Origin of the sequence: Streptomyces sp. NPDC057137, assembly GCF_042670825.1 — a bacterium.
Classification (GTDB): domain Bacteria; phylum Actinomycetota; class Actinomycetes; order Streptomycetales; family Streptomycetaceae; genus Streptomyces.
Genome location: NZ_JBHUUW010000080.1, coordinates 18,124 through 32,451, shown reverse-complemented (window position 1 = coordinate 32,451; position 14,328 = coordinate 18,124). Strand labels below are relative to the sequence as shown.

13 protein-coding genes are annotated in these 14,328 nt (G+C 71.1%); 12 read left to right on the top strand and 1 reads right to left on the bottom strand.

Annotated elements, in window-relative coordinates; genetic code table 11:
- The first annotated feature begins 200 nt into the window (after nt 1–200).
- The 6 genes from ACFT9I_RS35750 (at nt 201) to ACFT9I_RS35725 (ending at nt 7,452) form a co-directional block, all read left to right on the top strand.
- Nucleotides 201–1,757: an SDR family oxidoreductase gene (locus tag ACFT9I_RS35750; RefSeq protein ID WP_382571451.1), complete on the top strand. Its 1,557-nt coding sequence runs from the start codon at nt 201–203 to the stop codon at nt 1,755–1,757.
- Nucleotides 1,758–1,962: 205 nt separating this feature from the next.
- Entirely contained in the window at nt 1,963–3,189 is a 1,227-nt protein-coding gene (locus tag ACFT9I_RS35745) for an ROK family protein (RefSeq protein ID WP_382571450.1), read from the top strand.
- 297 nt (nt 3,190–3,486) lie between these two features.
- On the top strand, nt 3,487–3,990 hold the full coding sequence (locus ACFT9I_RS35740) for a flavin reductase family protein (RefSeq protein WP_382571449.1): 504 nt from the start codon (nt 3,487–3,489) through the stop codon (nt 3,988–3,990).
- Between the two features lie 96 nt (nt 3,991–4,086).
- Complete coding sequence (locus ACFT9I_RS35735; RefSeq protein WP_382571447.1) at nt 4,087–5,445, top strand: LLM class flavin-dependent oxidoreductase; 1,359 nt, start codon at nt 4,087–4,089, stop codon at nt 5,443–5,445.
- A 74-nt stretch (nt 5,446–5,519) separates the two neighbouring features.
- On the top strand, nt 5,520–5,978 hold the full coding sequence (locus ACFT9I_RS35730) for an RrF2 family transcriptional regulator (RefSeq protein ID WP_382571446.1): 459 nt from the start codon (nt 5,520–5,522) through the stop codon (nt 5,976–5,978).
- 142 nt (nt 5,979–6,120) lie between these two features.
- On the top strand, nt 6,121–7,452 hold the full coding sequence (locus tag ACFT9I_RS35725; RefSeq protein WP_382571445.1) for an acyl-CoA dehydrogenase: 1,332 nt from the start codon (nt 6,121–6,123) through the stop codon (nt 7,450–7,452).
- Here ACFT9I_RS35725 and ACFT9I_RS35720 read toward each other — a convergent pair.
- Entirely contained in the window at nt 7,436–7,945 is a 510-nt protein-coding gene (locus ACFT9I_RS35720) for a MarR family winged helix-turn-helix transcriptional regulator (protein WP_382571444.1), read from the bottom strand. The two genes, ACFT9I_RS35725 and ACFT9I_RS35720, sit on opposite strands and share 17 nt — an antisense overlap.
- A gap of 126 nt (nt 7,946–8,071) precedes the next feature.
- Here ACFT9I_RS35720 and ACFT9I_RS35715 point away from each other — a divergent pair, with 126 nt between their 5' ends.
- From ACFT9I_RS35715 to urtE, 6 genes are all read left to right on the top strand, one after another.
- Nucleotides 8,072–9,172 carry a substrate-binding domain-containing protein gene (locus ACFT9I_RS35715; protein ID WP_382571443.1) on the top strand — a complete coding sequence of 367 codons (1,101 nt, stop codon included), beginning with the start codon at nt 8,072–8,074 and terminating at the stop codon, nt 9,170–9,172.
- Nucleotides 9,173–9,320: 148 nt separating this feature from the next.
- On the top strand, nt 9,321–10,574 hold the full coding sequence (urtA, locus tag ACFT9I_RS35710) for an urea ABC transporter substrate-binding protein (RefSeq protein ID WP_382571442.1): 1,254 nt from the start codon (nt 9,321–9,323) through the stop codon (nt 10,572–10,574).
- Nucleotides 10,571–11,470, top strand: a complete 900-nt coding sequence (gene urtB, locus ACFT9I_RS35705; RefSeq protein WP_382571440.1) for an urea ABC transporter permease subunit UrtB — start codon at nt 10,571–10,573, stop codon at nt 11,468–11,470. Before urtA ends, urtB begins: the two co-directional genes overlap by 4 nt.
- Nucleotides 11,467–12,690 carry an urea ABC transporter permease subunit UrtC gene (gene urtC / locus ACFT9I_RS35700; protein WP_382571438.1) on the top strand — a complete coding sequence of 408 codons (1,224 nt, stop codon included), beginning with the start codon at nt 11,467–11,469 and terminating at the stop codon, nt 12,688–12,690. Before urtB ends, urtC begins: the two co-directional genes overlap by 4 nt.
- Complete coding sequence (gene urtD / locus ACFT9I_RS35695; RefSeq protein ID WP_382571437.1) at nt 12,687–13,535, top strand: urea ABC transporter ATP-binding protein UrtD; 849 nt, start codon at nt 12,687–12,689, stop codon at nt 13,533–13,535. The genes urtC and urtD overlap by 4 nt, the downstream gene beginning before the upstream one ends.
- On the top strand, nt 13,535–14,227 hold the full coding sequence (gene urtE, locus ACFT9I_RS35690; protein WP_382571457.1) for an urea ABC transporter ATP-binding subunit UrtE: 693 nt from the start codon (nt 13,535–13,537) through the stop codon (nt 14,225–14,227). Before urtD ends, urtE begins: the two co-directional genes overlap by 1 nt.
- The last annotated feature ends 101 nt before the right edge of the window (nt 14,228–14,328 follow it).

Here is a 14,328-nt window from a genome sequence, read left to right as displayed (position 1 = left end):
GGCTCTAGGGCGGTGACCGGGAAGGTTCACCGGGTCCGTCCGGTGGCCGGTTCGTCCTCAATCGCCGGACGGGCTCAACTGAGCCCGTCCGGCGACTGAGGACAAGCGCGGGCACGCGCCGCATCCGACGCCGCCGGTCGGGCGGAAGTCCTCGTGGCGGGGGAGGGTGGAGACACCGCACACGGGCGACGGAGGGCCTCATGACGAACGGTGACGCGGCGGCCGACGGCGACGGAACGCCCGACCCGCACTGCCTGGTGACCGGCGCCACCGGCTACATCGGCGGTCGGCTCGTACCGGAGCTGCTGGACGCCGGGTACCGGGTGCGCTGTCTCGCGCGGACGCCCGAGAAGCTGCGCGACCACGTATGGGCGGGCCGGGCCGAAGTCGTACGCGGCGACGTCACCGACGCCGAGTCGGTCGGCGACGCCATGCGCGGCATCGACGTCGCCTACTACCTGGTCCACTCGCTCGGCACCGGCTCCGGCTTCGAGCGGACCGACGCCGACGCCGCCCGCATCTTCGCCGAACAGGCCCACGCGGCGGGCGTCCGGCGCATCGTCTACCTCGGCGGCCTCACCCCGGCAGGCGTACCCGAGCGGAGTCTCTCGCCCCATCTGCGCTCCCGCGCCCAGGTCGGACACATCCTGCTCGACTCGCGCGTCCCCACCACCGTGCTGCGCGCCGCCGTCATCATCGGGTCCGGCTCGGCGTCCTTCGAGATGCTGCGCTATCTCACCGAACGCCTCCCGGTGATGGTCACACCGAGCTGGGTACGCAGCCGGATCCAGCCGATCGCCGTACGCGACGTCCTGCGCTGTCTCGTCGGCAGCGCGCGGATGCCCGCCGACGTCAGCCGCGCCTTCGACATCGGCGGCCCCGACGTCCTGACCTACCTGGACATGATGCACACGTACGCCTCCGTCGCCGGGCTGCGGCGCCGGCTGATCGTGCCCGTGCCCGTCCTCACCCCGACCCTGTCCAGCCACTGGATCGGCCTGGTCACCCCCGTACCCCGCTCGATCGCCCGGCCGCTCGCCGAGTCCCTGCGGCACGAGGTCGTGTGCCACGAGCACGACATCGCGCGGTACGTCCCCGACGGACCCGGCCGGCCCGTCGGCTTCGAGGACGCGCTGGCCCTGGCTCTCCGGCGGATCCAGGACGCCCAGGTGACCACCCGCTGGTCCTCCGCCGCCGTCCCCGGCGCGCCGAGCGACCCGCTGCCGACGGACCCCGACTGGGCCGGCGGCAGCCTCTACACCGACCACCGCGAACTGACCGTGGACGTCGGCCCCGAGGCACTGTGGCGGGTCGTCGAAGGGATCGGCGGCGACAACGGCTGGTACTCCTTCCCACTGGCCTGGGCCGTACGGGGCTGGCTGGACAGGCTCGTCGGCGGTGTCGGGCTGCGCCGGGGGCGCCGCGACGCCGCCCGGCTGCGGGTCGGCGACTCGCTGGACTTCTGGCGCGTCGAGGAGATCGAACCGGGCCGGCTGCTGCGGCTGCGCGCCGAGATGCGGCTGCCGGGTCTGGCCTGGCTGGAGATGCGCGTCGAGCGGGACGAGCAGGGCCGTACGCGCTACCGGCAGCGCGCCGTGTTCCATCCGCGCGGGCTGCTGGGGCACGCGTACTGGTGGAGCGTCGCGCCGTTCCACGCCGTCGTCTTCGGCGGGATGGCGCGCAACATCGCGAAGGCGGCGAGCAAGGACGCGGGGGCACCCGTGGGCGGGTACGTCCAGGATGCGGCCGGTGATTGACCCCGTTCGGCCGCTGCGGTTACGTTGCCAGGCATGCAGCGATCCGCGCACCTGACGACTCGAGGTCATATCGATCTCAAGCGTGTGTGCTCCGCGGCGTGTCACCAGGGCTGACGTCACAGCGCCCACGCGGTCGGCCGGCCCCCGACGGGAAGTCTCCCGGAGGCCGACACCACCGCTGCCGTCCAGGATCTGGAAGACACCCGTGAAGAAACCGCCGGTGCCCGTCCGTCGCCGACCCACTCACGTACGCCGCGCCGACATCCCGCCCGTCGCCGTACCGCCGCGCCGTGCCCCGGGGACGAAGACCGTGCTCAACGCCGTCCTCGACCACGGCCCGGTCGCCCGCAGCACCGTCGCGCGGCTGACCGGGCTGTCCCCGGCGTCCGTCACCGGGCACAGCGCGCAGCTGCTGGCGCGGGGGCTGATCCGGGAGAGCCCGGAGACCACCGGGCCGCGCGGGCTCGGCCGGCTGCACGTCCCCGTGGACATCGACACCAGCCGTTATCTGGTGGCGGGCGCGCACATCGCCGTCACCAACTCGACGCTGTCCCTGATGGATCTGCGCGGCCGGATCGTGGCCGAGGACCGGCAGCCGCACCGGGACATCCGGCCGCACCCGCGGCAGGTACTGGACGGACTCGCCGGGCGGCTGCCCCGGCTCGTCTCCGCCCACGCCGACGGCCGTTCGGTGCTGGCGCTCGGCGTGGCCACCGGGCATCGGGTGGACCCCGGCGCCGGAGTGATCATGCGCCATCCCCAACTGGGCTGGCGGAACGTGGCCGTACGCGACCATCTCACCGACGCGACCGGGCTGCCGGTCCATGTGGACAGCCACGCACGGGCGTTGGCGCGGGCCGAGCAGCTGTTCGGCGAGGCGTCGACTCGCGGGAGCGCCGTACTGCTCTTCGTCGGCGCCGTGGTGGACGCCGCGTTCGCGACCGCCGGAGAGGTGCACCTCGGACCCCGGCACGGCGCGGGAAGCATCGCGCATCTGCCGGTCGGTGGCGACGGCAGCCTCGAATCGGAGGTCTCCGAACAGGCCATGGTGCGGCTCGCGGCCGAACAGGGCCTGCCCGTAACGTCGTTCCCCGCCCTGCTGGCACGTGCGCTGGCGGGGGAGGCCCGCGCGCTGGAGCTGTTCCGCCGCAGGGCCAGGCTCGTGGGCAGGGCCGTGGCGCTGCTGCTGGACATGTTCGACCCCGAGGTGCTGGTGGTGGTCGAGCCGGGCACGGGGCTGCTGCCGCACTGCCTGGCCGATCTGCGGGCGGAGGTGGCGGAGCGCTCACTTGTCTGCGACGACCCCGAACAGGCCGTCGTGGCAAGCAGTTTCACCGGCAGCGTGCTGTCCACGGCGGGCGCCGCGGTGGCGCTGGGCGCCCTGTACGCGGACCCGCTCGGTCCCTGGCCCGCGCTGACGGCCGTGTCGTGAGCCTGAGCCGCGAGCCGTGAACCTGAGTCGACCCGAGTTAATTCAGAGAGTTGCATTGTTGACCGGGGTCGTAGATGCACAGGACAATGAATTCATGACCATTCGGCAGCGGATTCCGCAGTACGTGCCCTGCCTCTGTTGTCGCGCCTGAATTCTCCTCGCGCCACGGTCCACCGCTGAATTCACCGGCGATCGCGTCCGGCCCGCTCATCGCGCCCCGAACCGCCTGGTCCCGCAGCCCCGTGTGCCGCCGCCTGCCCATTTCCGCTGCTTCCACCTCTCTTCCTGGGGGAGACGTTGACTGTCACCGTGTCGTCGCATCTCGCTGCGGGCATTGCCCCTGAGCGTTTCAAGAAAGTGTTCCGCCGATATCCGGCGGGAGTGGTCGTGGTCACCGCCGACGCCGGCCACGGCCCGGTCGGATTCACCGCCACTTCCCTCACGTCCCTGTCCCTCTCCCCGCCGCTCGTGTCGTTCGGCATCGCCCTCACCGCATCGTCCTGGCCGACGATCGAGCGCGCGTCCTCGGCCGTCGTCAACTTCATCGGCGCCGAACAGGAGCCGCTGGCAAGGACGTTCGCGACCAGCGGCATCGACAGGTTCGCCGCGCCGACGGCCTGGCACCGCCTGCCGGAGGGGGAGCCCGTGCTCGACGGTGTGGCCGGCTGGCTGCGGCTGAGCATCCAGCAGATCGTGCCCGCCGGTGACCACCGGATCGTCGTGGGCCGGGTGGAGGACACCGAGCACGACGACAGCCGGCGCCCGCTGCTCTTCCACGACGGCCGCTACCTCACGCTCTGAGCCGCCGCCTGTGGCCGTAGTCCATGGCCACAACCGCGCAGCCGTAGCCGCGTAGCCGTAGACCGACCGACCCGCGCCCCCAGGAGAAGAAGACCCATGTCACGCGACCCGGACCGCAAGCCCCTGCACCTCAACGCCTTCCTGATGACCGTCGGCCACCACGAGGCCGCCTGGCGGCTCCCGCAGAGTCCCACCGACGGCACGGACGTCGAGCACTACAAGAACCTGGCCCGCATCGCCGAGCGCGGCAAACTCGACTCCCTCTTCCTCGCCGACGGCCCCGTCCTGCACGGCGACCCGGGGCGGCGGCCCTCCAGCATCCTGGAACCCACCGTGCTGCTGACCGCCCTGGCCGGTGTCACCAGCAGGATCGGCCTCATCGCCACCGCGTCCACCAGCTACAACGAGCCGTACAACCTCGCCCGCCGGTTCGCCTCCGTCGACCATGTCTCGGGCGGTCGCGCCGGCTGGAACATCGTCACCACGGCAGGCGCCGACGCCGCCCGCAACTTCGGTCTGGACGACACCCCGTTGCACCACGAGCGCTACCTGCGGGCGGCCGAATTCCTCGAAGTGGCCACCAAACTGTGGGACAGCTGGGCCGACGACGCCGTGGTGAACGACAAGCAGAGCGGCATCTACGCGCTCGCCGAACGCGTCCGCCGGATCGACCACCGCGGACCTCACTTCCGGGTCGACGGGCCCCTGAACGTACGGCGCTCGCCGCAGGGCCACCCCCTCCTCGTCCAGGCCGGATCCAGCGAGGACGGCAAGGACTTCGCGGCGCGCTACGCGGAGGCGGTGTTCACCGCGCAGCAGACCCTGGAGGAGGGTGTCGCCTTCTACAAGGACGTCAAGCAGCGCGCGGTGACCTTCGGACGCGACCCGGACGGCATCAAGATCCTGCCGGGCATCGTGCCGGTCATCGGCGCCACGGAGGCCGAGGCGCTGGCACTGGACGCGGAACTGGACCGGCACATCGTCCCCGAGTACGGCCGGCGCCAGCTGGCCCGGCTCATCGGCGTCCCCGAGGAACGACTGCTGCTGGACGAGGAGTTGCCCGACGACATCCCCACCGAGGACGAGATCGAAGGCGCCAAGAGCCGCTTCACACTGGTCGTGGAACTGGGCAGGCGTGAGCATCTGACGGTACGTCAACTCATTGGCAGGCTCGGCGGAGGCCGCGGGCACCGCACCTTCGCCGGCACCGCCGAGCAGGTCGCCGACACCATCGAGCACTGGTACGACAGCGGCGCGGCCGACGGCTTCAACATCATGCCGGCGCTGCTTCCCTCGGGACTGGAGGTCTTCGTCGACCAGGTCGTGCCGATCCTCCAGGAGCGTGGCCTGTTCCGTACCGAGTACACCGGCACCACTCTCCGCGAGCACTACGGACTGCCGCGCCCCGCCAACCGGCTGTTCGACACGGCGGAGAGCGCCGTCGGCACGGGCTGACGGCGGTCCATGCGGAAGCGAGGACGAGGAGGATGGGCGGGGCCCGGAGCGGAGTCGTACGCGATACTGCGCGCATGCGCATTTCAGCCAGAGCGGACTATGCGGTACGTGCCGCGCTGGAGCTCACGACGTCCCGCGACGAGGCCCCGCTGAAGGCGGAGGCGATCGCCGCCGCCCAGGACATCCCGCACAAGTTCCTCGAAGGCATCCTCAACGACATGCGCCGGGGCGGCCTCGTGGTGAGCCGGCGCGGTGGCAACGGCGGATACCGGCTGGCCAGGTCCGCGGACTCCATCACCGTCGCCGATGTCATCCGCGCGGTGGACGGCCCCCTCGTCTCGGTGCGCGGGGTCCGTCCGCCCGAGCTGTCCTACTCCGGCCCCGCCGAGTCGCTGCTGCCGCTGTGGATCGCGCTGAGGGCCAATGTCCGCCAGATTCTGGATGTGGTGACCCTGGCCGACGTGGCGTCGGCGGGGCTGCCGGACGACGTGTCCGCGCTGGCTGCCGACCCCGAGGCCTGGACGAACCCCTGACCCGGGCACCGGTCGCCGTTCCGTATCGCTGACCGGAACGCGAGTCCACCATATGAACACGCACTTGGGGCGGCGAAGACTACGTGCCAGTATTCCTACTAATCCAGTGGGAAAACTAGGGATGTTGGAGGTGGCCGGCACCGTGCCGACGAAACCCGTGGTCCGAACCGCCGCCCTGCGCAAGCCCCCCGTGCCCGACGACGCGATGTGGCCGCGCGTCACACGCGAGGTGGCCGACGATCTCGCCGCCGACGCGATCGCCCGCGACAGGGCCGGCAAGCCGCCGTACGACGAGGTGGCACGGCTGCGCGAAGCCGGTCTGCCCGCGCTCCTGACACCGCCCGCGCTCCTCGGCCTCGGCCGCGGCCGCACGGGTCCCGGCCTCACCCTCGATCCGGGCGGTCACGACGGTCATGGCGGTCATGGCGGCGCCGACTGGCGCACCGCCGCCGCCGTGATCCGTGAGATCGCGGCGGCCGACGGCTCCATCGGCGAACTCATCGCCCGGCACTATGTGCTGTCGTGGAGCGGCCGTTTCTTCGGCACGCCGGACGACCCGGCCGCCGGGCACGAGCCAGCCGCCGTCGCCAGCAGCTGGCTCCTCGGCGGCAGCACCGACCTCCCTGACCCGGAGACCGGCCCCGGCCTCACCCTCTCGCCGGCCGCGTCGGGCTATCTGCTCAACGGTCGGCGCACCTTCGCCGCCGGTGTCACCGTCGCCGACCGGCTCGTCGTCGGCGCGACCTCCACACACACCGGCGAGCTGCTGATCGCACTCGTGAACCCGGCCCACCCCGGTGTCCTCGCCGGTACCGACAACGACCGCCTCGGCCAGCGGCTCACGGGCGCCGGCAGCGTCGACTTCGACAACGTGCCCGTGGGCGCCGACCACATCCTCGGCGCGCTGCCGCGCGACGAGCACGCCGTCTCCGCGTTCACCGCGCTCGCGCCGCTCGCCCTGCGGCTCGTCCTCAGCCATGTCGCCCTGGGCATCGCCGAAGGCGCGCTCGCCGAGGCCCGCGACGTCAGCCGAGCGGTGCAGCCCGCGCCGCGCTCCGAGGCGCCGGACGCCACCACCTACGCGGTACGGCCGAGCGGGGACCCGTATCTCCTGCTGGCGTACGGTGAGTTGGCCACCGCCGCGCACACCGCGGCCGCCGTCGTGGAACGCGCGACGGACGCCCTGGAGCAGGGGCTCCTCACCGGGCGGGACATCGGCATGGACGAGCGCGCGGAGATCGCCGTCCTGGTCGCCGCGGCTGAGGCCGTCACCAGCAGGTCCGCGGTCGACATCACCACGCGCATCCTCGAACTCACCGAAGCGGCGACGTCGTCCGACGGCGGCGCGGCGCTCGACAGATTCTGGCGCAACGCCCGCGCGCTGACCGCGCAGAGCTCACCCACGCACCGGCTCCGCGACATCGGCGACCACTACCTCAACGGCACGCACCCGCCGTTCACCGCCCGCTCCTGACCGGCTCCGGCCGCTGACCGGTCGGGGAAACCGTCCGACCGGAAGGGGATGTCGCCCGGTCGGTCGGGGAAGCCTCCAGCGTCGCCACCAACCGGCCCAGCGAGCGCGTGAGTTCGTCCTCCTCGACCGACAGCGGCAGCCGCGCCCAGTCGTCGCGGATCTCCTGGTCCAGCCGGGACCACAACGCCCGCCCGCCCTCGGTCAGATACGCCAGGATCCGGCGGCGGTCGAGCGGGTCGACGCGGCGGTGGACGAGATTCTGGTCGACAAGCTGGTCGACGAGTTTGGTGAGCGTCGGCGGCGGCAGGAACACGCAGTCCGCGACCGCGCTCATCCGGTGCCCCTGCCCGTCCGAGAGCAGCGACAGCACGCGCCAGGCGTCGACCGAACAGTCGGCGGCGTCCAGCACGGCGCGCAGCCGGCGCAGTACCAGGCGCTCGGCACCGGTCAACAGGCGTACCAGGTCGTGGGGTTGACGAGCAGAGGGGGGCATGGGCCGGTCGCTCCTCGGTCCGGTGGCCCGTACATCGTACAAAGTGTGGACGCCGGCGCGACGATTCACCGTTCCACTGGGCGGACAGCACGGAGACCACGCGCCGTACCGGGCAATCATGGGGCGATGCGCCGGTCCATCTGGCACGCCGCCGACACCTCGATCGGCGTCGCGCTCGTCCACCCCATGCGGGGGCCCGCCGGGATCTTCGGGCCCGCCTGCGGACTCTGCGCGCAGCTCGCCGCCGACGAGGTCAACCGGGCCGGTGGCATTCTCGGCCGGGAGCTGCGGCTGATTCCCGTGGACGGCGGCGCCCCGCCGCACCAGGTGGCGGCCGAGGTGGAGACGCTGGTGGCGAGCGGCGCGGTGCACGGGGTGACCGGCTGGCACATCTCCTCCGTACGGCAGGTCCTCGCGCCCCGCATCGCCCATCGGGTGCCGTACGTGTACACGGCGCTGTACGAGGGCGGCGAGCGCACCGACGGCGTCTATCTGACCAGCGAGACCCCGGCCGCCCAACTGCGCCCCGCCATGCGGCTGTTGGCCGACGAGCGGCGGATAAGGCGCTGGTACGTGGTCGGCAACGACTACGTGTGGCCGCGCCGTACCGCGCTGGCCGCGCGCCGATACGCCCGCGAGAGCGGGGGAGCGGTGTGCGGCGAGACGTATCTCCCGCTGGGCACCGAGGAGTTCGGCCCCGTACTGAGGGCCGTCGAGCGGTCGGACGCCGACGGGGTCCTGATGCTGCTCGTCGGCAGCGACGCCGTCCGGTTCAACCGCGCCTTCGCCTCGGCCGGACTGCCGGTGCGCGCACTGCGGCTGAGCACCCTCATGGACGAGAACATGCTGCTGGCCAGCGGCGCCGACGCCACCACCGACCTGTACAGCACCGCCGGTTTCTTCGCCTCCCTCGCCAACCAGGACACCCTCGACTTCCACGGCCTGTACGCCCGCCGGTTCGGCATCGAGGCGCCACTGCCCGGCAGCCTCGGCGAGTCCTGTTACGAGGGAGTGCTGCTGCTCGCCGCGCTGGTCGAGCGTGCCCGCACCCTCGACGTGACGGCGATCGACGCGGGCGCCGACGAGGTGTCGTACGAAGGACCGCGCGGATTCCTGCGGCTGCGCCGGCGCCATGTCAGCCAGCGCATCTATCTCGCACGCGCCGACGGGCTCGACTTCGACGTACTGACCGAACTGCGACAAGAGGGGCCGGACAGGGGCAACTGACCCCGCCTGTCGCCCGCCTGCCGTCGAGTTACTTCCTGTGGGAAGTATTAATTGCCGTGAAACAACGGGGAAACCGGGCGCCCTGAGGCTCGTTGCCGTCACCGCAACCCGCACTTCACGGCCCCCGTCCGGGGGCGAGGAGGCTTCGATGCCCGCTTCCCGAGCCATCCGAACAGCCCTGAGCTGTACGGCACTTGTCACCACCACCGCACTGGTCCTGACCGGCTGCGGCGCCAAGACGGGTGACGCGTCGGCCGAGGGCAAGGGCGTCAAGGCCGACGTCTCGGGCAAGACCGTGAAGGTCGGTCTGCTCAACTCGCTCTCCGGCACCATGGCCATCAGTGAGGTCACCGTACGCAACGCGCTCAACCTGGCCATCGGGGAGGTCAACGCGGACGGCGGCGTACTGGGCAAGCAGGTCAAGGCGATCAGCGAGGACGGGGCGTCCGACTGGCCCACCTTCGCCGAGAAGTCCGAGAAGCTCATCCGGGAGGACCGCGTCGCCGCGGTCTTCGGCTGCTGGACATCCGCGAGCCGCAAGGCCGTCAAGCCGGTCTTCGAGAAGAACGACGCGCTGCTGTTCTACCCGGTCCAGTACGAGGGCCTGGAACAGTCGCCCAACATCTTCTACACCGGCGCCACCACCAACCAGCAGATCGTGCCCGCGCTCGACTATCTGAAGAAGCAGGGCAAGAAGTCGATCTACCTGGTCGGCAGCGACTACGTCTTCCCGCGTACCGCCAACAAGATCATCAAGGCGTACGCGAAGGCCAACGGGATGACCGTGGCCGGCGAGGACTACGCGCCGCTCGGCTCCACCGAGTTCAGCAGCATCGCGGGCAAGGTCAAGTCCGCCAAGGCCGACGCCGTCTTCAACACCCTCAACGGCGACAGCAACGTGGCCTTCTTCAAGGAGTACAAGTCCTCCGGCCTCACCGCGGCGACCATGCCCGTCGTCTCGGTCTCGATCGCCGAGGAGGAGGTCAAGTCGATCGGCGCCCCGTACCTCAAGGACCAGCTCACCTCCTGGAACTACTACCAGACCACCGAATCCCCGGCGAACACCGCCTTCGTGAAGGCGTACAAGGCCAAGTACGGCCAGGACAAGCCGACTTCGGACCCGATGGAGGCCGCGTACACCTCGGTGCATCTGTGGAAGGCCATGGTCGAGAAGGCCGGCTCCTTCGACGTCGACAAGGTGCGTGAGGCGTCCGACGGCATCACCTTCGACGCCCCCGAGGGCAAGGTCACCGTGGACGGCGCGACCCAGCACATCTCCAAGACCGCGCGCATCGGCAAGATCGGCACCGACGGGCTGATCACCGAGGTCTGGAAGTCCGAAGGACCGGTGGAGCCCGACCCGTTCCTCAAGGGCTACGACTGGGCCGCGGACCTCTCATGACAGTGATACTCGGTCAGCTGTTCATCGGCGTCAGCATCGGCGCCGTACTCCTGCTCATCGCGCTCGGACTCTCCCTCACCTTCGGGCAGATGAACGTCATCAACATGGCCCACGGCGAGTTCATCATGGCCGGCGCCTACACCGCCTACGTCATCCAGCAGACCGTCAGCAGCGCCGGAGCGTCCCTGCTCGTCGCGCTCCCGGCAGCCTTCCTCGTGGCCGGCGCCCTCGGTGTCCTGCTGGAGATGCTGCTCATCAGACGCCTCTACGAGCGCCCCATGGACACACTCCTCGTCACGTGGGGCGTCTCCCTGATCCTCCAGCAGCTCGCCCGCGACATCTTCGGCGCCCCCAACGTGCAGACCCGCGCGCCCGACTGGCTCACCGGCCACACCACCCTGTACGAATCCGGCGGCGACAGCCTCACCCTCGCCAACAGCCGGCTCTTCATCCTCGCCCTCGCCATCACCGCCGTGGTCGGCATGACGCTGCTGCTGCGGCTGACGCCGCTCGGCCGCCGGATCCGCGCGGTCGTGCAGAACCGCGACCTGGCGAAGGTGTCCGGACTCGCGACCGCACGGGTGGACCGTACGACGTTCTTCATCGGATCCGGTCTCGCCGGCATCGCCGGTGTCGCGCTGACACTGGTCGGCCCCATCGGCCCGACCATGGGCACCAACATCATCATCGACGCCTTCCTCGTCGTGGTCGTCGGCGGCATCGGTCAGCTCAAGGGCAGCGTTATCGTCGCCTTCGCGCTCGGGATGCTCCAGGCCGTCATGGAGTACTCCACGACCGTCAGCATCGCCAAGGTCGTGGTCCTCGTCGCCATCGTCGCGTTCCTCCAGTGGCGTCCCCAAGGCCTGTTCACCCTGCGCACCCGGAGCCTGGCATGACGACACGGACCAGCACGACGGACCGGACCGCGACGAAGACGGACCGGCCGCCCGGCCGGAGGGATCCGAAACGGCTGCGCGCGGCCGCGATCCTGGCCCTCGGCGCGCTCGCGCTGTTCGGCCTCGCCCCCGCGCTCCTCAGCGACTTCCGGCTCTCCCTCCTCGCGAAGTACCTGTGCTTCGCGATCGTCGCCGTCGGTATCTGCCTGGCCTGGGGCCGCGGCGGACTCCTCACCCTCGGCCAGGGCGTCTTCTTCGGCCTCGGCGGCTACGCGATGGCCATGCACCTCAAGCTCGCCGACGCCGGACCCGGCGAACTCCCCGACTTCATGCAGCTGTACGGCCAGGCCGACCAACTGCCCTGGTGGTGGCGGCCGTTCGAGAACCCGGTCTTCGCACTGGCGGCGACCGTACTGCTGCCGATGGCCGTCGCCGCGCTGCTCGGCCTTCTCATCTTCCGGCGCCGGGTGCGCGGCGCGTACTTCGCCATCCTCAGCCAGGCGCTCGCCGTCGCCATGGTCATCCTGCTCGTCGGCCAGCAGGGCACCACGGGCGGCACCAACGGACTCACCGACATCCAGGGGTTCTTCGGCTACGACCTGGACGACCCGGTCAACCAGCGGATGGTGTACTTCGTCATCGCCGCCGTGCTGCTGATCCTGATGATCCTGGTCCGCCAGCTCATCCACAGCCGCTACGGCGAACTCCTCGTCGCGGTAAGGGACTCGGAGGAGCGCGTACGGTTCCTCGGCTACGACCCCGCCAACGTCAAACTCTTCGCGTACGTCGTCGCCGCGGGCGCCGCCGGGCTCGCGGGCGCGCTCTTCGTCCCGGCCGTCGGCATCATCTCGCCGGCCCTCATCGGCATCGTCCCCTCGATCGAGTTCGTCATCGGCGCGGCGCTCGGCGGCCGGGCGTCACTGGTCGGCGCCGTGCTCGGCGCGATCGCCGTGGCCTGGGCGAAGACCGCGCTGTCGGAGGAGTTCCCGGCGGCCTGGACCTACGCCCAAGGCCTGCTCTTCGTGCTGGTGGTCGGCTTCCTGCCGGGTGGCCTCGCGTCCCTCGCCGGGGTGCTGAAACGCCGCGCGTCGCGCACCGGGTCCGCCGATACGGCGCCGCCCCAGGACCCGACTCCACCCCCGGCCCCGGACCCAGCTCCCGCCCAGGCTTCCTCTCCGGCCAAGGCCGTACCCGCCGTCACCCCGGAGGTGATCTCATGACCGGGACGACCGGGACGACCGGGAAGACGACGCAGGACATCCTGCTCAGCATCCGTGACCTGCGGGTCTCCTTCGACGGATTCACCGCCGTCGACGGCGTCGACCTCGACGTCGCGCGCGGCGACATCCGCTTCCTCATCGGCCCGAACGGCGCCGGCAAGACCACCCTCGTGGACGCCGTCACCGGCCTCTCCAAAGCCACCGGCTCGGTCGAGTTCGACGGCCGGCAACTCCTCGGCCGCAGCGTCCACCGCATCGCCCGCACCGGCATCGGCCGGACCTTCCAGACCGCCACCGTCTTCGAGCAACTCACCGTGGAACAGAACCTGGACATCGCCGCCGGCGCCGGCCGCTCCGCCCTGACACTGCTGCGCAGGCGGCGGAGCACACCGGAGAGCGTGCTGCGCGCCCTGGAGGAGATCGGGCTCACCGCGCAGCGCGACAAGCTCGCCGGAGTACTGGCGCACGGCCAGAAGCAGTGGCTGGAGATCGGCATGCTGCTCGTGCAGGACGCCCGACTGCTCCTGCTGGACGAGCCCGTGGCGGGGATGAGCCACGAGGAGCGGGAGGCCACCGGGCAACTGCTGCAGAAAGTGAGCCGCGACCGGACCGTGGTCGTCATCGAGCACGACATGGACTTCATGCGCTCCTTCGCCCGCACCGTCAGTGTCCTGCACGCCGGACGCGTGCTGAGCGAGGGCACCGTCGCCCAGGTCCAGGCCGACCCCAAGGTCCAGGAGGTCTACCTCGGGCACGCGGCCGACGGCGAGACCGACACCGAGACCGCCACCGGAGCGGTGCCCGCCCCCGTACCCGCACAGGCGCCCGCCCCGCAGGAGGCATGATGCTGGAGATCGAGAACGTCCGGGCCGGCTACGACCGCAGCTCGGTCCTGCACGGCGTGTCCCTCACCGTCCCCACCGACGGGGTGGTCGCCGTGATGGGACACAACGGCGCGGGCAAGACCACACTCCTGCGCACCGCGATCGGCCTCGTCAGACCCCAGCGGGGCACCGTGCGCCTCGACGGCGAGGACATCACCCGCCTCGCGCCCCACGAGCGGGTCGCCCGGGGCATGGCGTACGTTCCGCAGGGCCAGCAGTGCTTCCAGCAGCTGACCGCCGGGGAGAACCTCCAGCTCGTCGCCGACGGCCGACGCGGCGGCAAGGCATCCATGGCCGCGGCTCTCGATCTCTTCCCCGCGCTCCGAGGACTCCTCGGGCGCCGCGCCGGACTGCTCTCGGGCGGCCAGCGGCAGCAACTCGCCATCGCCCGAGCCCTGATCACCGAACCGCGGCTGCTCCTGCTGGACGAACCCACCGAGGGAATCCAGCCGTCGGTCGTCGCCGAGATCGAGGAGACCGTGCTGCGGCTGAGCGCGGCGGGCGGTCTCTCGGTGCTCCTCGTCGAACAGCACGTCGGCTTCGCCCTGCGCGCCGCCGAGCGGTACTACGTACTGGAGTCCGGCCGGGTCACCTCCACGGGCGCGGGCGGCGAGGCCGCGCAGCGGGACGTACGGGACGCGCTCAGCGTGTGAGCGGTCGCGCCTCTCGCTGCGCCCGCGCCCACCGATGGGGCAATCCGGCCGGTGGGAGACGGCATGGGATCGGATGGCGGACGTCATCGAAAGACGCCCCC

Bases quoted from the DNA above. Each gene is read 5' to 3' on its own strand.
- ACFT9I_RS35730 (WP_382571446.1), top strand. From the start codon at position 5,520: ATGCGCATTTCAGCCAGAGCGGACTATGCGGTACGTGCCGCGCTGGAG.
- ACFT9I_RS35720 (WP_382571444.1), bottom strand. From the start codon at position 7,945: ATGCCCCCCTCTGCTCGTCAACCCCACGACCTGGTACGCCTGTTGACC.
- ACFT9I_RS35735 (WP_382571447.1), top strand. From the start codon at position 4,087: ATGTCACGCGACCCGGACCGCAAGCCCCTGCACCTCAACGCCTTCCTG.
- urtE (WP_382571457.1), top strand. From the start codon at position 13,535: ATGCTGGAGATCGAGAACGTCCGGGCCGGCTACGACCGCAGCTCGGTC.
- urtC (WP_382571438.1), top strand. From the start codon at position 11,467: ATGACGACACGGACCAGCACGACGGACCGGACCGCGACGAAGACGGAC.
- ACFT9I_RS35750 (WP_382571451.1), top strand. From the start codon at position 201: ATGACGAACGGTGACGCGGCGGCCGACGGCGACGGAACGCCCGACCCG.
- ACFT9I_RS35715 (WP_382571443.1), top strand. From the start codon at position 8,072: ATGCGCCGGTCCATCTGGCACGCCGCCGACACCTCGATCGGCGTCGCG.
- urtD (WP_382571437.1), top strand. From the start codon at position 12,687: ATGACCGGGACGACCGGGACGACCGGGAAGACGACGCAGGACATCCTG.
- urtA (WP_382571442.1), top strand. From the start codon at position 9,321: ATGCCCGCTTCCCGAGCCATCCGAACAGCCCTGAGCTGTACGGCACTT.
- urtB (WP_382571440.1), top strand. From the start codon at position 10,571: ATGACAGTGATACTCGGTCAGCTGTTCATCGGCGTCAGCATCGGCGCC.